Below are 25,547 nucleotides of genomic sequence, written 5' to 3'. Positions count from 1 at the left end.
CGTTAAAGCTCCCAGCGCGAGGTTTCGCTGGAGGCGATCTGCCGGCCGATACCTTCCAGATCATGCTCGGCGTGACTCTGGCGCACATAGACCGGCAGATCGGCGACCATCCGCGCGAACGCCGGGTCACGACAGTACGGGCCGGCGCCCAGACCGCGTCCGCAGTGGTGGATGACCTGCTCGACGACCTGCTCGACCTTGGCCCGCGTGCGCTCGGCCACCAGCCAGGCGTCGCGGCGCGGGTTGGCGTCGATCCAATCCGCGCTTTCGCGCAGCAGCGCGGCGGCGCTGGCCAGCGCCACATCGGCGGCGCCCAGATGGGCATTGAGATGGGGATCGTCCTTGCGCGACGCCTTGGCCCGCAGGCTCTCGGCGAGCCGGCGGGCACCGCCGAACCAGCACGCGGCGATGCCCGCGCCGCCGTGCCAGAAGCCATAGCGCTGAAGATAACCCTCGGGCGGGCCGATCAGCGTGCCTCGGGCGCCGTCGAACAGCACGTCGACGCTGGCGGTGGCGGCCATGCCGACCGCGTCCCAACCCTCGTCACTGACCGTCACGCCCGGTTGATCGAGTTCGACCAGCACCAACCGCTGATACTCGCCCTGCCAGGCGGTGATCAAGGCATGAGAGAGAATCGGCGCGCCCGAGCACCACGCCTTGCGACCGTCGAGACGCACCGGCGCTTGATCGTTTGATGCTGACGAGTCCGTGCCGATCGACACCTTCGCGAACGGCGGCTCGGCAGCCCACGTGCCGATTCGCCCACCCGCGGGCAGGCAAGCTTGCGCATTCCATTCGCCGATGATCGCCCGCGCGTCGGTATGCCCTTCGAAGAGCTTGACCAGCCCCAGGTCGTGACTCGCGACGTCGGCGAGCATCCGCCAACGCTCCAGCGTATTGCCGCCGCCGGGTGGCGGCAGGCGGTCGCCTCCGGCGTCGATCAAACGCTGCAACTGGAGGGCCAGCGAATCCATTGTCACGGCCGGTGCCGGGAATTCCTGTCGCAAGCGACGAATCAGGCAGTCGCGGAGATCACGGCTCGACTTCGCTGTATTGCTCATGAGTCATCCTTTGACGTTGCACGAGGCCTTCTTGGACTGCGTATTTCCCTATGACCACTGTGATCATCAGCCAACCCAAGCATAGCCGCCGAATACAAGCTGAACATCGACGAACTTTAACAATAGCTTAGACAACGCCAGCCAGCGTCTCGATAACCTTTGTCAGCTGACTTGCCGGCCCAGCGTGCCGACACCGGCCGGGGGAATGACGAGCCTTCTCGACAATGGATGAGCCCGCCAGCCATGTGGAATTTTCCCAGTTTTTCCCGGCGCACGAAAAAGCCGCCTGGAGCATGGCCCCAAGCGGCTGATTCGTGGAAACTTTCTGGTGGAGCCTACCGGGATCGAACCGGTGACCTCAACACTGCCAGTGTTGCGCTCTCCCATCTGAGCTAAGGCCCCGTGCACTTGGCAATGCACATGCAATTGCCAAGCAACGGCGCGCATAGTAAGCAAGCGCGCTATTCGAGTCAAGCGGGTCAGGTCAAGAGCTGTCTCTGGCATCGATACGGTGGTTGCCAGTAAACTTAGAAAACAGGCAATCTGATTGCCATCCAAGCCGGCACGCCAAGACCGGCATCGCGTTGACAGCAGGAGCGTTCTTGATCCGGGTTCTAGTCGCAGACGACCATCACATGGTTCGCACCAGCATCGCACGCATGCTGGATGCCGAAGAGGGACTTCGTGTCGTCGGTGAAGCCGCCGATGGCGAAGCCGCCATCAGCCAGTGTCGCAAGGTGCGGCCGGATATCGTGCTCATGGACATTCGCATGCCGGGTATCGGCGGCCTCGAGGCGACCCGCAAGATTACCCGCGGCATGTCCGACATAAAGGTCTTGGTGCTGACCGCCTATCTCGAGGATACCTTCGCCCAGCGCCTGCTCGACGCGGGAGCCAGCGGTTTCATCAGCAAGGGTAGCGAGCTCGACGAGATGGTACATGCGATTCGTCAGGTGCATGCCGGGCAGCGCTTCATCAGCTCCGAGATCGCCCAGCGTCTGGTGCTGTCCAAGCTCGAGAGCCAGGACAACCCCTTCAACCAGCTATCCAGTCGGGAATTGCAGGTGGCGATGATGATCGTCAATTGCCACAAGGTCAGCGAGATCTCGGACAGCCTGTTCTTGAGCCCCAAGACTGTGAATACCTACCGCTATCGCATCTTCGAGAAACTGGGGGTGCAGTCCGACGTCGAACTGACCCACCTGGGACTGCGCTTCGGCCTGGTCGATGGCTACGAGAACCCGGCCTGAGCTCTCATCGAGCCGATTCTGCTACTCCATCCGCCTTCCCGAGAGCGTTTCCAACGACCTTTTCATGGGTGAAAGTGAACCGGCATGAGCTTCGACGCCAAACATTTTCTCAAGACCGTGAGCGAAGCGCCGGGCGTCTATCGGATGCTCGACGCGGATCAGAACGTGCTTTACGTCGGCAAGGCCAAGCGGCTCAAGGCCCGCCTGGCCAGCTATTTTCGTGGCGCACTCAATGCCAAGACCCAGGCACTGGTGTCACGTATCGCCGACGTGCAGGTGACGATCACCCGTAGCGAGACCGAGGCGCTGCTGCTCGAGCAGACCCTGATCAAGGAGCTGCGGCCGCCCTATAACATCCTGCTGCGCGACGACAAGTCGTATCCTTACGTGTTTGCCAGCGAGCGCCATCCCTACCCGGCGCTGGAATTCAAGCGCGTGCGCCACAAGCGCAACGATGGCCGCTATCTCGGTCCGTTCCCCAGTTCCGTCGCGGTGCGCGAAAGCCTGGCCCTGATGCAGAAGATCTTTCGCATCCGCAATTGCGAGGACAGCGTGTTCGCGCATCGCGCCCGGCCCTGCCTGCAGTATCAGATCAATCGCTGCAGCGCCCCCTGCGTCGACTACATAGACCAGGCGGATTACCGCCGCGATCTGGACCACGCAATCCTGTGCCTCGAAGGCAAGAGCGAGCAGGTCACCGAACAACTGACGGCGGCCATGGAAACAGCCAGCCAGGCGCTCGATTTCGAGGAAGCCGCGCGCCTGCGCGATCAGATCCAGCAACTGCGTCGCCTGCAGGAGCGTCAGATCGTCGACACCGGCAGCGGCGAGGCGGATGCCTTCGCGCTGGCCGAGCGGCCCGGCGGGCTATGCATCAGTGTCCTGACGGTACGCCAGGGGCGGGTGCTCGGCGCACGCAACTATGCCCCGGACAACGGCCTCGATTTGGCTAGCGGCGAGCTGCTCGGCGAATTCATCAGCCAGTATTACCTGGGCCAGGGCCGCGAAGTGCCCAGCGAGGTGCTCGGCAGCCATGCGCTACCCGACAGCGAATTGCTGCAATCGGCGCTCAGCGAGCACGCCGCGCGCCGGGTGCGCGTCGCCCATCAGGTGCGTGGTCACCGGGCCCAGTGGCTGCAGCTGGCACGCACCAACGCCGAGCAGCATCTGGCCAGCGAAATGGCCAATCGTAGCCAGCTTTCCAGGCGCTTCGAGGCCTTGCGCGCAGCGTTGGCCATGGATGCGCCCCCTCAGCGTATCGAGTGCTTCGATATCAGCCACAGTCACGGCGAGGCAACGGTTGCCTCGTGCGTGGTCTTCGGGCCCGACGGCCCCATGAAATCGGACTATCGACGCTTCAATATCGAAGGCGTGGCTGCAGGCGACGACTATGCCGCCATGCGGCAGGCATTGGAGCGGCGCTTCAAGCGCCTTCAGAAAGGCGAAGGCAAGTGCCCCGATGTCTTGCTGGTGGATGGCGGCAAGGGCCAACTGAACATGGCGCGTGAGGTCTTCGCCGAGCTCGATATAGTGGGCGTGCAGCTTGTCGGCGTTGCCAAGGGCACCACGCGCAAGCCGGGCCTGGAAACGCTGTTCCTGGAAACGGTCGACAATACTCTGAACCTGGATAGCGGCTCGCCGGCGCTGCACCTGATCCAGCATGTTCGCGACGAAGCGCATCGCTTCGCCATTACCGGTCATCGCCAGCGCCGGGACAAGGCGCGCCGCACTTCGACCCTGCAGGATATCCCCGGGGTCGGGCCCAAGCGTCGGCGCGAGTTGCTGCGCTTTTTCGGCGGCTTGCAGGGGGTGCGCCACGCCACCCGCGAAGAACTCGCGCGCGTACCGGGCATCAGCGTCAACATGGCGACGGCCATCCATCAGGCCCTGCATGGATGAGGCACGAGCGGGCAGGTACAATGAGCCTTCTCGATCATCGGCAAGGACGACCCAGGCAGCAATGAATATACCCAACCTACTGACTTTGGCGCGCCTCGTCTTCATTCCGCTGCTGGTGATCCTGTTCTACCTGCCCTTCGCCTGGAGTCTGCCACTCACCGCCGCGCTGTTCGGACTGGCCGCGATCACCGACTGGCTGGATGGCTATCTGGCCCGGCGCTGGGATCAGAGCACCCCGTTCGGCGCCTTCCTGGATCCGGTTGCCGACAAGGTCATGGTCGCCGTCGCTCTGGCGCTGCTGGTCGAGCGCTTCGATTCCGCACTGCTGACCTTGCCGGCACTGGTGATCATTGGCCGCGAGATCGTTATTTCGGCGCTGCGCGAATGGATGGCCGAGATGGGCAAACGCGCCAGTGTCGCGGTGTCATGGATCGGCAAGATCAAGACGACACTACAGATGGTTGCCCTGCTGTTGCTGCTCGGCACACCACCGGGCACCTGGGTCGCCAACCTCGGCATGATGACGCTCTACCTCGCCGCAATCTTGACGCTATGGTCGATGCTGCGGTATCTGCGTGCCGCCTGGCCGGAACTCACGCGCTCACTATAAAATCAGGATAAGCGTTTGACATGGCCACACTTATCCTTATAATACGCACTCGAGTCGAGCGGGAATAGCTCAGTGGTAGAGCATCGCCTTGCCAAGGCGAGGGTCGCGAGTTCGAATCTCGTTTCCCGCTCCAGCATTCGTTTCGACCAAGGAGTCAAGACACAGGGTCGCGAGCCGGAACGCCGGTCCGATCGATCTCGTTTCCCGCTCCAGCATTCGTTTCGACCAAGGAGTCAAGACACAGGGTCGCGAGCCGGAACGCCGGTCCGATCGATCTCGTTTCCCGCTCCAGCATTCGTTTCGACCAAGGAGTCAAGTTTCGGCTCCAGCGACAAGCGAAGCGCCTTTTGAGGCTGGATGGCAGAGTGGTTATGCAGCGGACTGCAACTCCGTGTACGCCGGTTCGATTCCGACTCCAGCCTCCACCTTATCCCGCCTGTGAGCTGTCTAGATTTCCCGACGCCCGGATGGCGAAATTGGTAGACGCAAGGGACTTAAAATCCCTCGGTGGTAACACCGTGCCGGTTCGAGCCCGGCTCCGGGCACCAAATCAATGAGTTATGTCGTTCTGTCCCTCGGCACCTCCAATCTTGGTCGCGTTTTGGTTGGCCGCGCAGCGACGATACCCCCCGCACCTCCTCCCTAGTCTCACTTGGCTGCAGAGATACGTCCCCCAATCCGCGTGCCGCACGTTGCGCAATCCGCAATGCCGAACGTTGAATTCATGCCCCGAGCCATCGGCCGCTCGCCGTCTTTATCGATATTCGCAATGAACCACTCGGTATCGATTGGTTCAAAGGAGCATATCGTAACAGGTTCTTCTGTTTGCCTAATCATCAACTTGGATTAATAAAAACGTCACCCGACATTGCTAGGCTGCGCACATCGGCAACGAGACAGGAGGTCTCATCGTATGCTTAATCGCTCAAGAAGGGTCGATTGCCCGCAATGCAGTGGAAGCAATTTTTGGAAAGGCGACCCAAAGCCGACCGACGAGCTTCACTGCCGCTATTGCAAGGCATTCGTCACCACCTACGATAATTACATACATGACCGCATCCGCAACGAGGCGGCTCAAACGCTTGCCAGATTCATCGAGGCCGACTCCGAGCAAGACTTGATGATGTTGCGAGAGGTGCTGGCCCACCCGCGTCGGCGCCACGTTAATCGTTGATGAACCCTGACTCAGAGCAGTCTTGCGCTAGGAGCGCGTCGGACTTGACACTGACCTACTGCGAATCCCGGCCTTTCGGCCAATTCCATCGATCCATTTCGTTAAATAGCGCGCTATTCGCCTCAATCGATCGATAAATTTGACTCGAAACCCGTGCTTCTCGTGACGATCGGCCAAGCCCGACAGACTCCTAGGCGATCAGCCATCTGCTCAGGCATCCCGGGAAACCGGTAAGTGGCTGATCAGGCTAGCTTGTAATTGAGGTTTGGGAGGAAGATCAGGCAAAATGCAGGTTCCCTGGGGCAGATAAAACCGGCCCGTCGGATTTTCTCTTCTTAAGGCAGCCGCTGTGATGACCGAAAGTGAACACGATGTGCTGATCATCGGCGGAGGCGTTGCCGGACTGACGCTGGCGCTGGAGCTCGCCGATCATCGCCGCGTCACGCTACTGCGCCCGGGGCGTGATGAAATCGGCGCGAGTGCTTGGGCTCAGGGAGGCATCGCCGCCGTTCTGGCACCGCACGATACGCTTGAAGCGCACGTCCAGGATACCCTGGTCGCCGGCGATGGTCTGTGTGACGAGCGAGCCGTTCGCTTTACCATCGAGAATGGTCCCGCCGCCATCGAGTGGTTGATCGGCCAGGGCGTACCCTTTACACGCGATCCCTCCCCCGAGGCCCCCTACCCCTATCACTTGACCCGCGAAGGCGGCCACGGCACGCGGCGCATCATTCATGCAGCCGATGCCACGGGACGAGTCGTTATCGACACGTTGCTCGCGCGGGCGGCTGCCCATCCACGGGTGCGCCTGGTCACCGAGCTGCAGGTCATCGAACTCCGTGCCGACAGCCAGGGCTGCTGTGGGGCATCGAGTCTCGACAGCGAAGGCCGCCTTCAACGCCTATCGGCGCGAGATACCGTGCTGGCCACCGGTGGCGCCAGCGGTCTCTATCGGCACACCACGAGCCCCAGCCCGGCATGCGGCGAGGGCATGGCCATGGCCGCCGCGCTGGGTGCGCGCCTGGCCGACCTGGAGTTCCAGCAGTTTCATCCCACCTGCCTCTTCGATCCCGACGGACCGGCGTTTCTGATCAGCGAAGCGGTACGCGGCGAAGGTGGCATCCTGCGCAATGCGCAGGGGCGACGCTTCATGCCGGACTATGACGAGCGCGGCGAACTGGCGCCGCGAGACATCGTCGCACGCGCGATTCAGGCAGAAATGCAACGTGCGCATGGTCAACATGTTGCGCTGGACGTCACTCATCTGCCTGCGCAGACGATCGAACATCACTTTCCGACCATCGTCGCCCATTGCCGGGCCCGCGGCATCGACATTCGTCATGAGTCGATCCCGGTCGTGCCGGCGGCACACTACAGCTGTGGCGGTGTCATGACGGATCTCCACGGCGCCAGCGACATAGCCCACCTCTACGCGATCGGCGAGGTTGCCCGCACGGGGCTACACGGGGCCAATCGCATGGCCAGCAACTCATTGCTGGAATGCCTGGTATTCGCACGTGCCGCCGCCGAGGCGTTGCGCCATGGCGAGAATCATGGCCAGTATCGATTGCCGACCCAGGGGGGGGGCGCAATCCCGCTCAATGAGCAGGCACCGCTCCCCTCTCGGGGCAAAGCGGACGCCCTGCTCGAGCGGCTACGCGCAGTGATGAGCGAACATGCCGCCATCGTTCGCAGCGATGCCGGCCTGATGACGGCTCGGACCCTATTGCAGGCCCTGCAAGACGACAGCGATAAATTGAATGAACGTTATAGAGCGACGATCGCCACTCGTCGGCTGAGTCATGCACTAATGGTGGCTTCTGCATTAGTCGACTCTGCCTTACAGCGCCGCGAATCGCGTGGCCTGCACTACAACCGCGATTGCCCACCAGCCAAGCCTTGAATACCCAGTGGGCACTCAGCCGTGAATGGCGCTCATTCGTTCCAGAGCAACAGGCGACGCAGATGCCAGCGCTGCCTCTGCTCGACGCTATCCACCCACAGCCAGTGACGCTGGCCCGCCACGTTCAGACCCGCCAAGAACGGACCGAGATAGATACAGGACACGACGACCGGCTGCCAGCCTCGCTCCCGCCTGCGCTGCCAACCGTTACCCTGCCCCGGCACCCAGCGAAGCGTCAGACCACGCGCCTGCCGCCACTCCCAGCAGAGCCCCGCGGCCATGCTTGCAGCCGAAGCGGCTGCCAGCCATAGCGGGCCATAGCGGGCAATCAAGACACACACGGCCAATGCCAACAGCGCCGAGCATGCCAATCCCAGCCTAGAGGGTGCGATATTGATCGTTACCGGACGTTTCAGCATATTCGACGATCATCTTGACGATCCGCCGTAGCGTATCGTCCTGCGGCCAATCGCGACGCATCAGCCAGATAAAGAGATCCTGATCCTCCTGCTCGATCAATGCCTGATAGGCGGCCTGGTCCGTGTCGTCGAGATCGCCATAGCGATGTTCGAGAAAGGGGATCAGGAGTAGGTCCAGCTCCCACATGCCACGGCGGGAATGCCAGTAAAGGCGCTTCAATGTGGTGTCTTCGGTCACCATTAGCCTCTTTTCAAGATGGAACTGACCGCGATTATACGCACCGAGCCGTACAGCGCGACATCCACATGACTGCGACCGCACCCGCCGGACTCTAATGCGTTGTTTTCTCACAGTTCGCGCAGTATGCTGACGAAAACAACAAGACGTGCCCTGCCTTAGGCAGGCCATCCGTGTGGAGTGAAAGTGATGACCAAGTCCGAGTTGATCGAACAAATCGCCATGCGACAGCCCGAGCTGTCAATCAAGGAAGTCGAAGCCGCCGTCCGCATCATCCTCGATGACATCACCGGTGAATTGGCCGATGGTGGCCGAGTAGAGATTCGCGGCTTCGGTAGTTTCTCGCTGCATTATCGCGAGCCCCGCGTCGGGCGAAACCCGAAGACCGGCGACCCGGTCGATCTGACGGGTAAATTCGTGCCACACTTCAAGCCGGGCAAGGAGTTGCGCGAACAGGTCAACGCCAGTCGCGCACTGGGTTACTGATTACTGATGCCCGATACAGCTTTGTCATAAGGAAACCGCTATGCGCTGGCTCAAAGGTCTGCTCCTCGCCATCATCCTGCTGGTGGTGCTGCTGCTGGGAATTCTCTTCGCCGTCAATAACCAGCAGGCGTTGCCTTTGAACTTGATCTGGGTCGAGTTGCCACCGGCATCGCTGTCGCTCTGGCTACTCATCGCCCTCGCTCTTGGCGTGATCCTTGGCATGCTCGCCATGACCGGCGTGTATCTGCGCCTGCGCACCCTGCTCACCCGCGCCCAGCGCCATAACCAGCAGCAACGCAAGGAGCTCGATCGGCTGCGCATCCAGGAGTTCAAGGACACCCCCTAGATGCTTGATCTAAAGCTGCTGGTCCTGTTACTGGCGGCAATCGCCATTGGCTGGTGGCTGGGCCGACTCGAGAGCCGCCGACACGCAAGACATCAACACCGCTCATCGCCGTTGTCGCGTGACTACTTCGTCGGCCTCAACTACCTACTCAACGAGCAGCCCGACCGGGCGATCGAAACTTTTGTCCAGGCGCTCGAGGTCAACAGCGACACCATCGAGACCCATATCGCCCTGGGCAACTTGTTCCGCTCACGCGGCGAAGCCGATCGCGCAGTCAAGATTCACCAGAACCTGCTGGCTCGGCCCTCGTTGACCGCTCTGCAAAGCGACCAGGTCCAGCTCGAACTATCGCGTGACTTCCTGCACCTGGGGCTTCTGGATCGCGCCGAAAGATTGCTTCTAGGACTCTTGCGGGCCAGCCCCGATTCCGCCCGCCTGAAACCCGCCAAGCTCCTGCTGGTGGATCTGTACGAGCGTGAACGTGAGTGGGCCAAGGCCCTGGAAGTAGCGCAGCCGCAACTGATCCATGAGGAGGCCGACATTCGCCGTGCAGCCGCTCACTGGCTATGCGAGCTGGCCCAGCAAGACAGGCATACCGCCAGCCCGGCACTGGCTCGCAAGCGTCTGCGCCAAGCTTTGAGCATCGATGATCGCTGTGTACGCGCCAATTGGCTGATCGCCGAGCTGGAGCGTGAAGCCGGCAATTACAAGGCGGAGATCCGAACGCTCCAACGCCTCGCTCGCCAGGACCATGACTTCACACCTATCGTTCTGGAACCGTTGCGAGACGCCTACCTTAAACTCGAAGACGAAAAAGGCCTGGTACGTTGCCTGAATCAATGGGTGAGCGAAGCCCCGCATATCAGTACAGTGATCATGCTGGCCCGCCTGACCGAACAGCATGAAGGCATCAACGCGGCCGCCAATGTCATTAGCAACCAGCTCGCTGCCACGCCCAGCTTGCGCGGGGTCGACTACCTGATGGACCTCTACATTGCCGAAGCAGGTCCCGAACAACAGCATTTTTCGCTGCTCAAACGGCACACCGGAAAGCTGCTCGAATCCCGGCCTCGTTTTCGTTGCCATCGTTGCGGCTTTGAAGGCGCCCACCTGCATTGGCAGTGCCCTCGGTGCCGTAGCTGGGGCGTAACCAAGCCAATTACCGGACTGGAAGGTGAATGATTCGCTCTCACAGCTCGCGCTCGATCGCCTCCAGCGCCGCCATGGGATCGGTGGCCTCGGTTACCGGGCGCCCAATCACCAGATGAGTGCTTCCCGCGGCTAGCGCCTGGGCCGGGGTCAGTATACGCCGCTGGTCTGCTTGCCGGGCAAACGAAGGGCGGATGCCGGGCGTGACCTTGAGAAAGGCCTTGCCGTACAGATCCTCGAGCCGGCTGGCCTCCTGCGCCGAACACACCACCCCATCCAGCCCCGTCTGCTGAGCCAGTTGCGCCAGCCGCTCGACCTGCGACTCGGGCGTTGTGTCTAGGCCGACCTCGGCCAGGTCCTGTCGCTCGAGACTGGTCAAGACCGTCACTGCGATGAGTTGTGTCTTGAAGCGCTGTGCATCGAGACGCTCCCGAGCCGCCAGCATCATGCGTCGCCCTCCCGAAGCATGAACGTTGACCATCCATACGCCCTGCTCGGCGGCCGCCTGAACGGCCCCGGCCACGGTATTGGGTATGTCATGGAACTTGAGGTCGAGAAATACTTCGAAGCCCCGCCCATGCAGCGCTTCGAGAACGGCGGGTCCGCTACGAGTGAACAGCTCCTTGCCGACCTTGAGTCGGCAGCGTGCAGGATCCAACTGATCCGCCATGCACAGAGCCGCATCCAGCGACGAATAGTCGAGAGCGATGATCAGCGGTGGGGTTTGACTAGGCATGGCGGCTCCAATAGCGACAAATGACCGCTAGTATATCAGCCCCGCCCGAGCGAACTGCAGCCTGACGACAAGCAACAAATGGCAAAAGACTGACACCATCTATCGTCAATAGCTTACATGAAATGACGAATACGCCAACATCGCCGCGGTACCGATTGCTTTAGGGTGAGAACGGTAACTCGCCGAAATCAATAAAATCAGCATCAGAACGACAAGAAAGGAGGAAAGATGTCCCAACTGCTCAAGGCTGTGCTCATCTCGCTGGCCATTGCCATGGCATCCTCGTCAGTGGCGGCTCAGGAAACGACTCAGATCAACGTCAATACCGCTGACGAAGTGACCTTGGCTCAACTCCCCGGCATCGGTGAGGTGAAGGCGCGCGCCATCGTCATGGATCGCAAGAACAACGGCAGTTACCAAACCGCTGACGATCTCGCTCGCGTCGACGGAATCGGCGAAGGCACCATCGACAACCTGCGTGAACAGATAACTTTCTAACTTCTATGCCATCCGTGCATAACGAGCATGCCGGCAAGCATGCCCGTTATGCCCGCCGGCATGGCCGGGTTTGGTGCTAGATGCGCAACCCACCATCGCATTCGATAACGCGCCCGCTGAAATAAGTATTCTCGAAAATATAGCGAACGCTTTGAGCGATATCCTCGGGCTGGCCAAGTCGCCCCAACGGAATGCCTTTGGTTATTTTCTCCAGCACGTCGGAACGCATCGATGATGTCATTTCAGTCTCGATGAATCCCGGCGCCACGGCGCCGACGCGAATGCCGTGGGGAGCCAACTCCTTTGCCCAGGTCACGGTCAACGAGGCGACGCCAGCCTTGGCCGCGGCGTAGTTGCTCTGCCCCATGTTACCGGCACGAGAGATACTGGAGATATTGACAATGACCCCCTGCAGGCCGTTGTCGATCATCTGGCGAGCCGCCTCACGCCCACAGAGAAAGACGCCGGTCAGGTTGACATCGAGAACCTGCTGCCACTGGGAAAGGGACATGGTTTTCTCGACCCGGCCGTCCTTGGCCTTGACCAGAAGGCCGTCACGGGTGATGCCCGCATTATTGACCAGCCCCGATAGCAGTCCCAGTCGATCTTGTATCCTTGCGAAGCAGCGCTCTACAGCATCCTCTTGGGCGATATCCGCCACGAACGCTTCAGCAACGATGCCCAACTCGGCAAGTTGCCCCGTGGCCTGAACCAGGCTTTCCTCCTCCCGGTCCACGAGTGCCAGTCGCGCGCCGCACTCACCTAGCAACTTGGCCATGGCAAGCCCCAGTCCCTGAGCCCCGCCGGTTATCACAATGACGGCACCATTGAGTTCCATGACATTCTCCTTCGAGCAGGTTGTGTTGTGCGGCGCAATATAAGGAAAGGTAGCACGCCATCCCGTCCACCTGCCATCATTGCGACTGAGCAAGGCCAGCAAACTTGCTTTTTGCGCAAGCGCCTCCATCTCGGTTGTATGAATTCATGGGAGAGCCTATGCCGATCTTATTGTTCTTCACGTTATTTGCCTTGCTGGACTTCGTCATCCTGTTTTCGGTCGGCTCGCAGATCGGGCTACTGACTACCTTGGTGCTTGTCATAAGCACTGGTTTCCTGGGACTACATCTAGTCAAGCGGGAAGGCGTCTCCACGCTCCAGCGTGCGCAACAGCGGTTCGCGCAAGGCGAAATTCCTTCCGACGAGCTAATGACCGGTGCTGCATTGATTTTCGGCGGCGCCCTGCTCATGGCGCCCGGCTTTCTTTCCGACGCCTTGGGCTTCATGTGCCTGTTGCCGAATTCGCGCCGTTTGCTCGGCAGGCTATTGAAGAAGCTACCTGGACGTATGAGCATTTACTCGATGCACTCGCGTTATCGCCCCGGGAATACGGGGTGGAGCGAGGATGTCAACCCCACATCTGACCGCAGCGATGCTTCAGAGGAAAAGACCTCCCGTAGCAACGACCCCCTGGAAGGAGACTTCCTGGGACGCGATGAAACGCGGCGGTGAATTTTTTTCATCGGAGGCCTTGAAAGGCCATGGCGAGGCCCCATCAAGTGATCAGCGATAAGCTTCGGTAGGCGGCCAGGCCGCAGACCATCAACACCGGCGAGGATCGCTCGCCGCCCGTGAGCCTTGCTCATCAGGGAAATGCGTTTGAGTCATGTAACCATCAGGAGAACGTGAGCAATGAACATCCGTCCCTTGCACGATCGCGTCGTTGTCCGTCGCGTCGAAGAAGAACAGAAAACCGCTGGCGGTATCGTGCTTCCGGGCAACGCCCAGGAAAAGCCGACTCGGGGCGAAGTCCTCGCCATCGGTAATGGCCGGATTCTCGATAGCGGAGAGGTACGCCCGCTGGACGTCAAGGTCGGTGACACCGTCATCTTCAAGGAAGGCTTCGGCGTCGAGAAACAGAAGATCGAGGGTGAAGAAGTTCTGATCATGAGCGAGACAGACATTCTCGCCGTCGTTGAAGGCTGATCAACGGGCGGGCTCGTACTCGTTCCCGTAGGGTTATCACTATTTCGTTCATCGCACTAATTTCAGGAAGTTACGAAAATGGCAGCGAAACAGATCAAGTTCTCAGATGATGCACGCAAGCGCATGGCGCGCGGCGTTAACGTACTGGCTGACGCCGTCAAGGCCACGCTGGGTCCGAAGGGCCGCAACGTAGTGCTCGAGAAATCCTTCGGCGCTCCGACCGTCACCAAGGACGGCGTTTCCGTCGCCAAGGAGATCGAGCTCAAGGATCGCTTCGAGAACATGGGCGCCCAGATGGTCAAGGAAGTCGCTTCCAAGACGTCCGACGTCGCTGGCGACGGCACCACGACGGCTACCGTCCTGGCACAGTCCATCGTCAACGAAGGGCTCAAGGGCGTCACTGCCGGCATGAACCCGATGGATCTCAAGCGCGGCATCGATCAGGCCGTGGTTGCTGCCGTCAAGGAGATCGAGCAGCTCGCCGTGCCTTGTACCGATTCCAAGGCGATCGCCCAGGTCGGCACCATTTCCGCCAATGGTGATGCGCGCATCGGTCAGATCATCGCCGAGGCAATGGAGAAAGTCGGCAAGGAAGGTGTCATTACCGTCGACGAAGGCCGTGGTTTCGAAGACGAGCTGGAAGTCGTCGAAGGCATGCAGTTCGACCGCGGTTATCTCTCGCCCTACTTCGTCACCAACCAGGAAACCATGGCGGTCGAGCTGGAAGACCCGCTCCTGCTGCTGGTCGACAAGAAGATCTCCAACATCCGCGAGCTTCTTCCCGTGCTCGAGAGCGTTGCCAAGGCCGGCAAGCCGTTGGTGATCATCTCCGAAGACATCGAAGGCGAAGCCTTGGCGACACTGGTCGTCAACAACATGCGCGGCATCGTCAAGGTTGCGGCTGCCAAAGCGCCCGGCTTCGGCGATCGTCGCAAGTCCATGCTCCAGGATATCGCCATCCTTACCGGCGGCACCGTGATCTCCGAGGAAGTGGGTCTGACCCTCGAGCAGGCCAACCTGGATCACCTGGGCAGCGCCAAGCGCATCACCATGTCCAAGGAAAACACCACCATCATTGATGGTTCCGGTTCCGAGGGGGACATCGAAGCGCGTGTCGGCCAGATTCGCGCCCAGATCGAAGAAACCTCTTCCGATTATGACCGCGAGAAGCTTCAGGAACGCGTCGCCAAGCTGGCCGGTGGCGTAGCCGTCATTCGCGTCGGTGCCGCTACCGAAGTCGAGATGAAAGAGAAGAAGGCCCGCGTCGAAGACGCGCTGCACTCTACTCGCGCGGCCGTCGAAGAAGGCGTGGTGCCTGGCGGTGGTACCGCGCTGATCCGTATCCTGACCAAGATTCAGGGACTCAAGGGCGACAACGAAGACCAGACTCACGGTATCTCTATCGCGCTGCGCGCGATGGAAGCTCCGCTACGCCAGATCGTGACCAACGCTGGCGAAGAAGCTTCGGTCATCGTCAATCGCATCAAGGACGGCGAAGGCAACTTCGGTTATAACGCGCAGACCGGCGAATACGGCGATCTGTTCGAGATGGGTGTCCTCGACCCGGCCAAGGTGACTCGCTCTGCGCTGCAGTCCGCCGGTTCCGTGGCAGGCCTGATGATCACCACCGAAGCCATGATCGCCGAAGATCCGGACGAGAAGGAAGCCGGTGGTGCCCCCGATATGGGCGGCATGGGCGGTATGGGCGGCATGATGTAAGCTGTCCGCTTTCTGTCACTGCTTGCGGTGACACTTAAGACCGCCTTTAGGCACAATGCCAGTCAGCTAACGCTGACTGGCATTTTCTTGGCGCAGTACTTGTGTGGCCTGGGGCTGACCGGTCGAATACGATCGCTCGCGGCGCCCCGGCAGGATCTCCTGCCTGTTTCACGCTGATCTGCGAAGAACCCAATTTTTCCTCACTCGAGCGTACACCCCGGTACGGCGCTCGATCGGAAAAACTTCTGTGAAACCCATTATCTGCGCGATCATCACGGCACCTGATGCAACATCCGGTCTAGGCAGGACGCGGCAAATACTCTAGGCTGAGTGGATTCAAACATCTGTTCGAATCGGTTCCGCCAGCTCATCGCTGCACGCTCCGGAGAGCCTCCATGATCGAAACCCTGCTCATCGTCCTGGCCGCCGTCGGCCTGATCATCGTCATGCAACGCGAAGCCGGTGCGCTGGCCGCCGTCGCCGTGCCCGGCATACTCGGCCTGGCCGGCCTGCTGACCGGCGCGCCGGTGACCGGCATCCTGCTGCTGATCGTCGCTGGCGCAGTCGCCGCCTGCGGGCTGCCGGCATTGCGCCGGGCCTGGCTCACGCCACGCATCTTCGCGGCCTTCAAGAAAGTCGCGCCCAGGGTCTCCGACACCGAACGCTCGGCGCTCGAGGCCGGCACCGTCTCCTGGGACGGCGAGCTGTTCTCGGGGCGCCCGCAGTGGCAGCGCCTGCTCGACTACCGCAACGACGGCCTGAGCGACGAGGAACGCGACTTCCTCGAACACCAATGCTCGGTGGCGGCGGGGATGTGCAACAGTTGGGAGATCGCCCGCGAGCGCGCCGACCTGCCCGAGGCGCTATGGAACTACCTGCGCCGGGAAGGCTTCTTCGGCATGATCATCCCCAAGCGGTACGGTGGCCTGGGCTTCTCGGCCAAGGCGCAATCGGCGGTGCTGCAGAAGCTGGTGGTCAACGAGACGTTGATGATCTCGGTCGGCGTGCCCAATTCACTGGGGCCGGGCGAGCTGCTGCTCAAGTACGGCACCGAGGAGCAGAAGAACCATTATCTACCGCGGCTCGCCGACGGTCGTGACATTCCTTGCTTCGGCCTGACCGGGCCGCGCGCCGGCTCGGACGCCACCTCGCTGCCCGATGTCGGCGTGGTGTGCCGCGGCATGCATAACGGCGAAGAGGTGCTGGGTCTCAAGCTGACCTTCGAGAAGCGCTGGATCACGCTTGCCCCGATCGCCACCGTGGTCGGCCTGGCGTTCCGGATGTTCGACCCCGACAAGCTGCTCGGCGACGAGAGCGACCTGGGCATCACCTGCGCGCTGATTCCCCGCGACACGCCGGGAATGGAGATCGGCCGCCGCCACCATCCGATCGGCAGTCCGTTCATGAACGGCCCGATCGTTGGCCGCGACGTGTTCATTCCGCTGGACACCATCATCGGCGGCCCCGAGATGGCCGGCCACGGCTGGCGCATGCTGGTCGAGTGCCTGTCGGTGGGGCGCTGCATCACGCTGCCCTCGGGGGCGGCCGGCGTGGGTCGCTATGCCGCCGGCTGGTCGGGCGGTTTCACCCGCATCCGCCGCCAGTTCAATATGCCCGTCGCCGAGATGGAGGGCGTGCAGGAACCGCTGGCGCGGCTCACCGCGCACGCCTACATCGCCCAGGCCGCGGTGATGCAGACCGCCAACCTGATCGATCACGGCGTCAAGCCCTCGGTGCCCTCGGCGATCCTCAAGAGTCAGCTCACCGAGTTCCAGCGCAGCATCCTCGGCGACGCCATGGACGTGCACGGCGGCAAGGCGGTGACTCTCGGGCCGCGCAACTATCTGGGCCTGGGCTGGAGCGCGGTGCCGGTATCGATTACCGTCGAGGGCGCCAACATCATGACCCGCAACCTGATGATCTTCGGCCAGGGGGCGATTCGCTGCCATCCCTACGTGCTCGAGGAACTGGCGGCCAAGGACAGCGACGACCGGCAGGCCTTCGACCGCGCGTTCTTCCGCCACGTCGGGCTGATCTTCGGCAACGCCGCCCGCGCCCTGACCCAGGGGCTGGGCCTGTCGCGGCCGAGCGTGCCCTTCGACGAGATCGCCACGCCCTATGCCCGCGACATCATGCGTCTGTCGGCCGGCTTCGGGCTGTGCGCCGACGCCGCCATGGCCAGCCTGGGCTCGAGCCTCAAGAAACGCGAGATGCTCTCGGCACGCCTCGCCGACGTGCTCTCGAATCTGTACCTGGCGTCGATGCTGATCAAGCAGTGGCACGAGGGCGACAACGTCGAGCACGAGGCGGCGCTGTTCCACTACAGCTGTCGCACGCTGCTCTACCGTGCCGAGCAGGCCTTCGTCGAACTCTTCGATAACCTGCCCACCCGGGGCCTGGCGCGCACCTTGGCGGTGATCGTGCTGCCGCTGGGGCGCAAGTGGCGCAAGCCCGACGACACCCTGACCCGAGAAATCGCCCAGGCGATCTCCACCGCCACGCCGCTGCGCGCCAAGCTGATCGCCTATACCTGGAGCACCCAGCAGGAGGAGGAGCAGGACAATCCACTGGCCCGCTACAACGCCCTGCTCGCCGACTATCCGCGTGCCGAGCCGCTGTACCGGGCGATCGGCAAGGCCTACGCCAAGGGCGACCTGCCCGCCGAGGCGCTGCATCCCGAACAACGCCTCGAAGCGGCCGTGGAAGCGGGCCTGATCGACGACGCAGACGCTGCCTTCATGCGCGCCTACGAACGGGAGGTGCTGGAGATGCTCAGCGTCGACGATTTCGCCTTCGACGCCTTCGCCACGCAGAAGGACAAGGTGGTCTGGCACGCGGCCGGTTAGGTATGCACGTCGGCATCGACCAACTCAACGCCCGGCCAAATGGCCGGGCGTTGAGTTTTGAGCGCTCGATATTACGGCAGCAGCACGGTCGAACCGGTGGTCCGGCGCGAGGCCAGGGCCTGCTGGGCCTCGCCGGCCTTCTCCAGCGCAAAGCGCTGGGCGATGTCGACCTTCACCTGGCCGCTTGCCAGTACCCCGAACAGGTCCTGGCACATCGCCTCGAAGCGCTCGCGGGTGTCGGCATAGCCGTTGAGGCTCGGCCGCGTGGCGAACAGCGAACCCTTCTGATTGAGGATGCCGATATTGACACCCTCGACCGCCCCCGAGGAGTTGCCGAAACTGACCATCAGGCCGCGCTTTTGCAGGCAATCGAGTGAGGTTTCCCAGGTATCCTTGCCCACCGAATCGTAGACCACCGGTACCATCGCCCCGCCGGTCAGCTCGCGCACCCGTTCAGCGACGTTCTCGCGGGTGTAGTCGATGGTCGCCCAGGCGCCGTTGCTGATCGCCAGCTCGGCCTTTTCCGCCGAACTGACGGTGCCGATCAGCTTGACGCCCAGCGCTCGTGCCCACTGGCAGGCGATCGACCCGACCCCGCCGGCGGCGGCATGGAACAGAATCGTCTCGCCCTGCTCGACGCGATGGGTCTGGCGCAGCAGATACTGGGTCGTCAGACCCTTGAGCATCGACGCCGCCGCGGTCTCGAAATCGATGCCGTCGGGCAGCACCACGACCTTGTCGGCCGGCAGCACATGCAGTTCGGCGTAGGCGCCCAGCGGGCCCTGGGCATAGGCGACGCGGTCGCCGGGCTTCAAGTGAGCGACGCCCTCGCCGACGGCGTCGACGACGCCCGCACCCTCGGTACCCAGGCCGGAAGGCAGGCCCGGCGCCGGGTAGAGTCCGGTGCGGAAATAGATGTCGATGAAGTTCAGGCCCACTGCATGATTCTTGACCCGTACCTGGCCGGCCGCGGGCTCGCCGGGCTCGCTATCGACGTATTCCAGGACCTCGGGGCCGCCGGTGCGGGAAAACTGGATTCGCTTGGCCATGACGCAATGCTTCCTTTATCGCTCGATGGGATCGTCTCACCTTACAAGCGCGCGACGGGCAAGGCCAGAATCGCGGCATGGACAGGCACTACAGCCTCTCGGGAAAGTTCTCGAGCCCGGTGACGAAGCGCCGCTTGTAGCCCTCGAACACCTCGCGATCCTGCTTGAACGACTGGATGATCGCATCCTGATCGAAGCCCAGGCTCTGCGGCAGATCGTCGAGCCCCGAGGCCGGGTGCCTGGGGCCGAGACCGACGCGTAGCCCGCGTGGCTCGTCGAACCAGCGTTCGATCCCGCAGCGCGTGAACATCGCCTGCTGATCGGCGTCGCCGGCGTTGACCCGCAACGGGGCCTTGTGGGCCAGCTCGCTGACCAGCGCCTCGCCGGGCTGGATGACGCTGTCGCTGGGCAGGCCTTGCAGCATCGCCAGCTCCATGCTGCGGCCCTCGGCATCGAGCACCAGCAGGGCCAGCGCCACCGGCCGGCTGTCGCGATCGGTCAGCGCCAGCACCTGGGCGGCTTCCTGGCGCATCAGAATACCCAGCGTACCGGCGAAGCTCGCCAGCGGCACGATGCCCGCCTCGCGGCCGAAGACCTCGACGCACAACCGCGCCAGGCAAGCTTCGCACTGGGCCTTGTCCTTCACATTGACTACTCTCATGAATTCTCCGCTCATCACGGCCTTGAGATATCGGCGTCGCAGCCTAGCACATCGCCGCCACTGCTTTCGCCGCTTTCTCGCTTGCGCGCGCCATGGTCATGCAACGGCAAGATGCGCGTTTCAGAATAAATGATACGCTAGCGCTGCCCGACTGCCTGAATTCGAATCAAGCGGTACGGGCAGGCCGAATGATGCCACCCGAGAGAACGCCCGCCATGACCGCCAGCCTGCACATTAAGCCTATGACGCACACCGAAGCCGAAGCGGATGACCACGCCCCACCGGCGCTGATCGCCCATCGCGGGCTATCGGCGCACGCGCCCGAGAACACTCTGGCCGCGGTGCAGGCGGCCCACGAGGCCGGCTGCGGCTGGGTCGAGCTCGACGTCCAGTTGCTCGGCGACGGTACTCCGGTGATCTGGCACGACAGCGGATTGAAACGCTGCGCCGGGGTCGGCGGACGCCTGAGCCGGCTCGATCTGGCGGCGGCCCGACGACTCGACGCCGGCCGCTGGTTCTCGCCGGCGTTTGCCGGCGAGGGCATGGCGACGCTCGACGAAATGCTGGCGCTGATCGAGCGTCTCGGAATGGGCCTCAACCTGGAGATCAAGGTCGGGCGCGGTCGCGATGCAGAGGCGCTGGTCGCCGCCGCCCTGCCCCCCACGCTGCAACGCCTGCCCAGCGAACGGTTGATCGTCTCGTCATTCGATATCCGCGCGCTGCGCGCCTTGCGGGGCATGCAGCCGGATGCACGGCGACTGCGCCTGGGCCTGCTCTACGACAGAGCGCCCCGCACCTGGCTGGCGCAGGCCGAAGCGCTCGACGCCTACAGCCTGCACGTCGACTGGCATCGCCTGAAGCCGGCGCTTGCGCGAAGCATCGCCGCCAGCCCCTATCGGTTGCTGTGCTACACCGTCAACGAGCGCAACGTCTATCAGCGGTTGCGCGCCTGGGGTGTCGACGGCGCGATCAGCGACGATCCGCTGCGTCTCGACCCGGAATATGCGCGGCTTGCCAGCGCCGATTGACGGGCATGCAACGCCGCCGGCCAGCATCCAGGCATAGCAGGCCGGCCGAGTGCTGCTTGGCTTAGCAGGCATCGACTTTTTTGCGGCTAATTAACCCACGTTAAAGCAATCTTTATCGGCTGTGCCATTGTTATTGCGTTGAGCATGGACAAGCCCAACGGGACAGCAAGGATGCACAGCGCGATGCCCGGTCAGGGACGACCGGGCTTTTGCGACATGCGAGCGCTGCCAGACGCCAGCCACGTTGACTTGCCCGCCTCTCGCCCGCAGAATCCCCCACCGTCGAGACACGGGTGCTCGGGAAGCGGGTGAGACCCCCGCACTGCCCCCGCAACGGTGTTCGCGTTCCATCGATGACCGATCTCGGCTTCGTCTGAAAAGTCGACGAGCGATGGCCAGGCAAGGCAAAAATTGGCGAAAAGACGGAGTTTACGGGTTGTAAATGAGTACTTTGAGCCAATTTTTAACGCCGCATGGTCGAGCGCAGGCACTTTTCGGACCAAGCCTCGCAAAATGACCGGCAACGCCGGCTAGCCCGAACGATCAAGCCACTGCCCGCCGGGTGGGAAGGCGTCATCGATGCGAGGCGACAGATGCAATTCGTCTGTCAATCGCCTCGCGCGCGTTAGTCCGGAGACCGGCCTGCGTCTCTTCACTGGCTGATGCGGAGGGCTTCGCCAGTGACGACCGGCGTGCGTGGTCCTTCTCCCTCTTGCGAGCGATCGCGTCGCGACCCTTCCGGGCTGTCGTCACCCTGTGTCCTCCTCATCGCGTATAACTCTGCGCGCTTGAGGATCATTCCATGCACTATCAGAACCATTCGCTCTGGCTGGCTGTCGGCCTGGCAACCGCCGCTCCGTTGCTCAACACGGCACAGGCCGAGCAACGTCTGAACACCGTCCAGGTGACGGCCAACCGCCTGCCGCAATCGCAAGCCGACGTGATGGCCAGCACCACCGTCATCGAACGCGCGGAGATCGAACGGCTGCAGGCCAGCTCGGTGGTCGAACTGCTGCAGGGCCGCGCCGGCATCGAGCTGACCCAGAACGGCGCACCGGGCGCCCAGTCGAGCCTGTTCCTGCGCGGCAGCGAATCCGATCAAACCCTGATTCTCGTCGATGGCGTGCGCATCAACTCGGCGGCCAGCGGCGGCGCCAGCCTGGAGTTCCTGCCGCCAGCGGCCATCGAACGCATCGAGATCGTGCGCGGACCCCGCGCCGCAGCCTATGGCGCCGATGCCATCGGCGGCGTCATCCAGATATTCACCCGCGATGCCCGGGCCACCGGCACTCAGGCCAGTTTGAGCGCGCGTGCCGGCAGCGACGACAGCTACCGTCAGAATGCGCGATTCGCCATCGGCGACGCCGACACACGCCTCGATGCCACGCTGTTTCGCCGCGACGGCGACGGCTTCAATGCGACCCGGGCCGACACCAGCGGCGAACGTGACGGCTTCGAGCGCGAAGGCGGCCAACTGGGTCTATCCCAGCGTTTCAACGATCGGCTTGATTTCAGCTTCAACGCCCTGCGCCAGAACATCGATACCGAGTATGACGACTGCTACCCCGCCGGGGCCCCGGGAGCTTCACAGGACTGCCGAACCAAAGGTTATCTGCAGACCTTTGGCGGACAACTTGACGTCGCTCTCGAGCCCGACTGGAACATGATTCTCACCGCCGGTCATTTCGACGAGCAACGAGAAGAGCGTTATGCCGGCGACCGCAACAGCCGCACGGCGTCGCACCGCAACGAGTTGGGAGTGCAGCATCGCTTCACGCGAACCAATGGCGTCGATGTTCTAGGTCTCGACTACCGCGAGGAACGGCTCGATTACGACGATTACGCCTACGGCTCGCAATATCAGAAGGACAGTCGCGAAAACTATGGCCTATACGCCATGGTTCAACGCCAGTACGGCGCCCATGAGCTGTCGGCATCGCTGCGCTACGACGACGATTCGCGTTTCGGTGACGAAACCACCGGCAATCTGGGTTATGCCTATCGGCTGACCCAGTTTCAGCGGATCGGCGTCAGTTATGGCACCGCCTTCAAGGCACCCAACCTGATCGATCTCTATGGCCCTTACGGCACCAACCCGGATCTCGATGCCGAAACCTCGAAGACACTGGAAGCCTTCTGGGCCTTGAATCGCGGCCCGTGGGACGCACGAGTCACCGCCTTCGAGAGCCGAATCGACGATCTAATCAGCTACGATGCGGCGACTTATATTCCCTATAACGTGGATGAATCGCGCATTCGGGGCGTCGAGTTGAGCGGCGGCTGGCAGCAGGCAGGCCTCAGCCTGCGCGCCAGCCTGACCTACCAGGATCCCGAGAACCGAGACACCGGCGATCGCCTCAAGCGTCGCGCCCGGATCTTCGCTCGTCTCGATGCCGACTACAGATTCGCTGCCTGGTCCCTTGGAACCACCCTGCGCGCCGCTGGTGACCGTCGCGATACGCAGTTCTCCTTCCCTTACGGTGATACCACCACTGCCGGCTACGGTGTAGTCGACCTGCGCACCGCCTGGCAGGTGACGCCGATGATCGAGCTTTCCGCCAAGCTCGAGAACGCACTCGACAAGCGCTATCAACTGGTCGATGGCTACACTACCCAGGATCGCTATATCGAGGGAGGCATCACCCTGCGCCTGTAAAGTCACGGTGGTGTCGGTATGCATGGCATGGGTAGCCCGCGCCATGCATTACCGGCATTATACGTTGGTCGTTAACAGGAGTTCGTTAGCGGGATGCTCCCGGGCACCATCGCCCCTATTGAAAATCCTAGCTTCGGACTGGTTATACGCGCGCCGTAGACGCGGTGCATGACCCATCTCGTTCCAGGGAAGAGCACGATGAACCGACGTGATTTCCTGAAGGCCACCAGTGTCCTGGGCAGCGCCTTCCTGCCTATCTCCACGGTCCTCGCCGCGGTCGACGGCTCCACCAAGACCATCGGCCCCAGCGAATCGTTCAGCTTTGCCTGGCTCAAGGGCCTGGCCCGATATATCTCCAACCAGGCCAGCGAGGGCGCCAAGCCCAATCTGCCGCCCGAGCTTCAGGACTTGAGCTGGGACGAATATCAGGCGATCAGCTTCAGCAAGGATCAGGATATCTGGGCGGATAACGCGCAATCCAGCTTCCGTGCAGAGCTTTTTCACCTGGGGCTGTATTTCAAGAAGCCGGTCAAGATCTACGAGATCGTCAATGGCCAGGCTCGGGAAATCGCCTACGACCCGGCGATGTTCGACTATGGCAATTCAGGTATCGACGGCGAGAAACTGCCCGAGGATCTGGGCTTTGCCGGCTTTCGGCTGTTCTATAAAAGTGACTGGCAACGCGACATGGTGGCCTTCCTCGGCGCCAGCTACTTTCGCGCGGTCAGCGAGTCCATGCAGTACGGCATGTCGGCCCGCGGCCTGGCGATCGACACCGGGCTCGGCAAGCCGGAGGAGTTTCCCGATTTCACGCGATTCTGGCTCGAGCAGCCCGCCGACCAGAGCGATGTCGTCAACGTCTATGCGCTGCTGGAATCCGACAGCGTCGCCGGCGCCTACCGTTTCGCGATCACCGTCAACGATGGGGTGGTCATGGAGGTCGACTCGGCACTCTATCCGCGCAAGCCGATCGAGCGCCTGGGCGTGGCCCCGCTGACCAGCATGTACATGGTCGGCGAGAACGACCAGCAGGCCAACTGGGACTGGCGCACCGAGATTCATGACTCGGATGGTCTGTCGATGTATACCGGCAATGGCGAGTGGCTATGGCGGCCGCTGGTCAACCCGCCGCAGTTACGCTTCAACGCCTATGCCGACGAGAATCCGCGAGGCTTCGGCCTGCTCCAGCGAGACCGCAATTTCGACCACTATCAGGACGATGGAGTCTTCTATGAGCGCCGCCCCTCGGTATGGATCGAACCCAAGTCCGGCTGGGGCAAGGGCTCGATCCAGTTGATCGAGATCCCCACCCTCGATGAAACCTTCGACAATATCGTCGCCTTCTGGAATCCCGACGAGCCGATCAAGCCCGGCAGCGAGATGCTGTTCGGCTACCGCATCTACTGGCGTGACCGCCCACCCGCCCAGCCGGAGCTGGCCCGATGCGTGGCGACCCGCACCGGTATCGGCGGCGAGGTCGGCAAGATCCGCGAATACTTCAGCTGGCGCTTCGTGATCGACTTCCAGGGCGGCCCCTTCCCCTTCGACGCCGACCAGGACGTCGAGGTCGTACCGGTCATCGAGAATTCCGCCGGCCGCGTCGAGATCACCTCGGCCCGGCCGCTGAACGAAATCCAGGGCTACCGGGCAATGTTCGATGTGGTGCCCCCCGGCGACGGCACCGAGCCGATCAACCTGCGGGTCTATCTCAAGGCCGGCGACAAGCCGCTCACCGAAACCTGGATCTACCAGTGGACGCCGCCGCCGGCCGACGACCGCGATCTGCACAATCCCGGCCACCTGCTGTCAGAGAAGCAGTCGTAGCGATAGGCTTGT

General features: G+C 62.3%; 23 protein-coding genes and 4 tRNA genes. 19 read left to right on the top strand and 8 right to left on the bottom strand.

Annotated elements, in window-relative coordinates; all coding sequences use genetic code 11:
- Nucleotides 1–2 precede the first annotated feature (2 nt).
- Together K7I12_RS04805 and K7I12_RS04800 are read right to left on the bottom strand one after the other, a co-directional pair.
- Nucleotides 3–1,061, bottom strand: a complete 1,059-nt coding sequence (locus K7I12_RS04805) for an acyl-CoA dehydrogenase family protein (protein ID WP_150113101.1) — start codon at nt 1,059–1,061, stop codon at nt 3–5.
- 326 nt (nt 1,062–1,387) lie between these two features.
- Nucleotides 1,388–1,463 (bottom strand) — tRNA-Ala (locus K7I12_RS04800).
- A 200-nt stretch (nt 1,464–1,663) separates the two neighbouring features.
- Between K7I12_RS04800 and uvrY the strand changes: the two genes are divergently transcribed.
- The 8 genes from uvrY to nadB all read left to right on the top strand — a co-directional run bounded on the left by uvrY (nt 1,664) and on the right by nadB (nt 7,897).
- Nucleotides 1,664–2,311: a UvrY/SirA/GacA family response regulator transcription factor gene (gene uvrY / locus K7I12_RS04795; RefSeq protein WP_031383858.1), complete on the top strand. Its 648-nt coding sequence runs from the start codon at nt 1,664–1,666 to the stop codon at nt 2,309–2,311.
- Nucleotides 2,312–2,395: 84 nt separating this feature from the next.
- Nucleotides 2,396–4,210 (top strand): excinuclease ABC subunit UvrC, encoded by a 1,815-nt coding sequence (gene uvrC / locus K7I12_RS04790; protein WP_031383859.1) that lies wholly within the window; start codon nt 2,396–2,398, stop codon nt 4,208–4,210.
- Nucleotides 4,211–4,271: 61 nt separating this feature from the next.
- The gene (gene pgsA / locus K7I12_RS04785) at nt 4,272–4,820 is read left to right on the top strand and encodes a CDP-diacylglycerol--glycerol-3-phosphate 3-phosphatidyltransferase (RefSeq protein WP_031383860.1); all 549 of its coding nucleotides are present in this window, start codon (nt 4,272–4,274) and stop codon (nt 4,818–4,820) included.
- A gap of 58 nt (nt 4,821–4,878) precedes the next feature.
- Nucleotides 4,879–4,953 (top strand) — tRNA-Gly (locus K7I12_RS04780).
- Nucleotides 4,954–5,171: 218 nt separating this feature from the next.
- Nucleotides 5,172–5,245, top strand: a tRNA-Cys gene (locus K7I12_RS04775).
- A gap of 36 nt (nt 5,246–5,281) precedes the next feature.
- Nucleotides 5,282–5,368: transfer RNA gene (locus K7I12_RS04770), tRNA-Leu, on the top strand.
- Nucleotides 5,369–5,733: 365 nt separating this feature from the next.
- Nucleotides 5,734–5,994: a hypothetical protein gene (locus K7I12_RS04765; RefSeq protein ID WP_031383861.1), complete on the top strand. Its 261-nt coding sequence runs from the start codon at nt 5,734–5,736 to the stop codon at nt 5,992–5,994.
- A 352-nt stretch (nt 5,995–6,346) separates the two neighbouring features.
- On the top strand, nt 6,347–7,897 hold the full coding sequence (nadB, locus tag K7I12_RS04760) for an L-aspartate oxidase (protein WP_035575263.1): 1,551 nt from the start codon (nt 6,347–6,349) through the stop codon (nt 7,895–7,897).
- Nucleotides 7,898–7,929: 32 nt separating this feature from the next.
- Here the strand turns inward: nadB and K7I12_RS04755 are convergent, their stop codons facing one another.
- The gene (locus tag K7I12_RS04755; RefSeq protein ID WP_150113102.1) at nt 7,930–8,316 is read right to left on the bottom strand and encodes a hypothetical protein; all 387 of its coding nucleotides are present in this window, start codon (nt 8,314–8,316) and stop codon (nt 7,930–7,932) included.
- A complete protein-coding gene (locus tag K7I12_RS04750; protein ID WP_035575265.1) occupies nt 8,276–8,557 on the bottom strand; it encodes an FAD assembly factor SdhE in 282 nt (93 codons plus the stop codon). The genes K7I12_RS04755 and K7I12_RS04750 overlap by 41 nt, the downstream gene beginning before the upstream one ends.
- A 186-nt stretch (nt 8,558–8,743) precedes the next feature.
- Here K7I12_RS04750 and K7I12_RS04745 point away from each other — a divergent pair, with 186 nt between their 5' ends.
- The 3 genes from K7I12_RS04745 to lapB are packed head-to-tail and all read left to right on the top strand — an operon-like array spanning nt 8,744 to nt 10,568.
- Nucleotides 8,744–9,040, top strand: coding sequence for an integration host factor subunit beta (locus K7I12_RS04745; RefSeq protein WP_031383865.1), 297 nt, complete (start codon nt 8,744–8,746; stop codon nt 9,038–9,040).
- Between the two features lie 40 nt (nt 9,041–9,080).
- On the top strand, nt 9,081–9,386 hold the full coding sequence (locus tag K7I12_RS04740; protein WP_031383866.1) for a lipopolysaccharide assembly protein LapA domain-containing protein: 306 nt from the start codon (nt 9,081–9,083) through the stop codon (nt 9,384–9,386).
- Nucleotides 9,387–10,568, top strand: coding sequence for a lipopolysaccharide assembly protein LapB (gene lapB, locus K7I12_RS04735; protein WP_031383867.1), 1,182 nt, complete (start codon nt 9,387–9,389; stop codon nt 10,566–10,568).
- A 7-nt stretch (nt 10,569–10,575) separates the two neighbouring features.
- Here lapB and pyrF read toward each other — a convergent pair whose 3' ends face one another.
- Nucleotides 10,576–11,271 carry an orotidine-5'-phosphate decarboxylase gene (pyrF, locus tag K7I12_RS04730; RefSeq protein WP_231663235.1) on the bottom strand — a complete coding sequence of 232 codons (696 nt, stop codon included), beginning with the start codon at nt 11,269–11,271 and terminating at the stop codon, nt 10,576–10,578.
- A gap of 228 nt (nt 11,272–11,499) precedes the next feature.
- On the opposite strand from pyrF, the gene K7I12_RS04725 reads away from it, so the two are divergent.
- Nucleotides 11,500–11,769, top strand: coding sequence for a ComEA family DNA-binding protein (locus tag K7I12_RS04725; RefSeq protein WP_031383869.1), 270 nt, complete (start codon nt 11,500–11,502; stop codon nt 11,767–11,769).
- A gap of 76 nt (nt 11,770–11,845) precedes the next feature.
- Here K7I12_RS04725 and K7I12_RS04720 read toward each other — a convergent pair whose 3' ends face one another.
- Nucleotides 11,846–12,607: an SDR family oxidoreductase gene (locus K7I12_RS04720; protein ID WP_231663233.1), complete on the bottom strand. Its 762-nt coding sequence runs from the start codon at nt 12,605–12,607 to the stop codon at nt 11,846–11,848.
- Nucleotides 12,608–12,765: 158 nt separating this feature from the next.
- Here K7I12_RS04720 and K7I12_RS04715 point away from each other — a divergent pair, with 158 nt between their 5' ends.
- The 4 genes from K7I12_RS04715 to K7I12_RS04700 all read left to right on the top strand — a co-directional run bounded on the left by K7I12_RS04715 (nt 12,766) and on the right by K7I12_RS04700 (nt 18,317).
- Complete coding sequence (locus K7I12_RS04715) at nt 12,766–13,278, top strand: FxsA family protein (RefSeq protein WP_231663230.1); 513 nt, start codon at nt 12,766–12,768, stop codon at nt 13,276–13,278.
- Nucleotides 13,279–13,458: 180 nt separating this feature from the next.
- Complete coding sequence (locus tag K7I12_RS04710; protein ID WP_231663225.1) at nt 13,459–13,752, top strand: co-chaperone GroES; 294 nt, start codon at nt 13,459–13,461, stop codon at nt 13,750–13,752.
- Nucleotides 13,753–13,830: 78 nt separating this feature from the next.
- The gene (gene groL, locus K7I12_RS04705; RefSeq protein ID WP_031383873.1) at nt 13,831–15,471 is read left to right on the top strand and encodes a chaperonin GroEL; all 1,641 of its coding nucleotides are present in this window, start codon (nt 13,831–13,833) and stop codon (nt 15,469–15,471) included.
- Between the two features lie 395 nt (nt 15,472–15,866).
- Nucleotides 15,867–18,317: an acyl-CoA dehydrogenase gene (locus K7I12_RS04700; RefSeq protein ID WP_231663223.1), complete on the top strand. Its 2,451-nt coding sequence runs from the start codon at nt 15,867–15,869 to the stop codon at nt 18,315–18,317.
- Between the two features lie 71 nt (nt 18,318–18,388).
- Here the strand turns inward: K7I12_RS04700 and K7I12_RS04695 are convergent, their stop codons facing one another.
- Together K7I12_RS04695 and K7I12_RS04690 are read right to left on the bottom strand one after the other, a co-directional pair.
- The gene (locus K7I12_RS04695; RefSeq protein WP_231663220.1) at nt 18,389–19,366 is read right to left on the bottom strand and encodes an NADPH:quinone reductase; all 978 of its coding nucleotides are present in this window, start codon (nt 19,364–19,366) and stop codon (nt 18,389–18,391) included.
- A gap of 88 nt (nt 19,367–19,454) precedes the next feature.
- Nucleotides 19,455–20,027: a hypothetical protein gene (locus K7I12_RS04690; RefSeq protein WP_231663218.1), complete on the bottom strand. Its 573-nt coding sequence runs from the start codon at nt 20,025–20,027 to the stop codon at nt 19,455–19,457.
- Nucleotides 20,028–20,269: 242 nt separating this feature from the next.
- Here K7I12_RS04690 and K7I12_RS04685 point away from each other — a divergent pair, with 242 nt between their 5' ends.
- The 3 genes from K7I12_RS04685 to K7I12_RS04675 all read left to right on the top strand — a co-directional run bounded on the left by K7I12_RS04685 (nt 20,270) and on the right by K7I12_RS04675 (nt 25,535).
- Nucleotides 20,270–21,055: a glycerophosphodiester phosphodiesterase family protein gene (locus K7I12_RS04685; RefSeq protein WP_051907611.1), complete on the top strand. Its 786-nt coding sequence runs from the start codon at nt 20,270–20,272 to the stop codon at nt 21,053–21,055.
- An 802-nt stretch (nt 21,056–21,857) separates the two neighbouring features.
- Nucleotides 21,858–23,711, top strand: a complete 1,854-nt coding sequence (locus tag K7I12_RS04680; protein ID WP_231663215.1) for a TonB-dependent receptor domain-containing protein — start codon at nt 21,858–21,860, stop codon at nt 23,709–23,711.
- 198 nt (nt 23,712–23,909) lie between these two features.
- Entirely contained in the window at nt 23,910–25,535 is a 1,626-nt protein-coding gene (locus K7I12_RS04675; RefSeq protein ID WP_031383879.1) for a glucan biosynthesis protein, read from the top strand.
- Nucleotides 25,536–25,547: the final 12 nt, after the last annotated feature.

The sequence above is a fragment of the Halomonas sp. IOP_31 genome, assembly GCF_021151495.1.
GTDB classification, from domain to species: domain Bacteria; phylum Pseudomonadota; class Gammaproteobacteria; order Pseudomonadales; family Halomonadaceae; genus Modicisalibacter; species Modicisalibacter zincidurans.
Note: the sequence above shows the minus strand (reverse complement) of the source record. Positions and strands in the feature narration are given on the sequence as shown.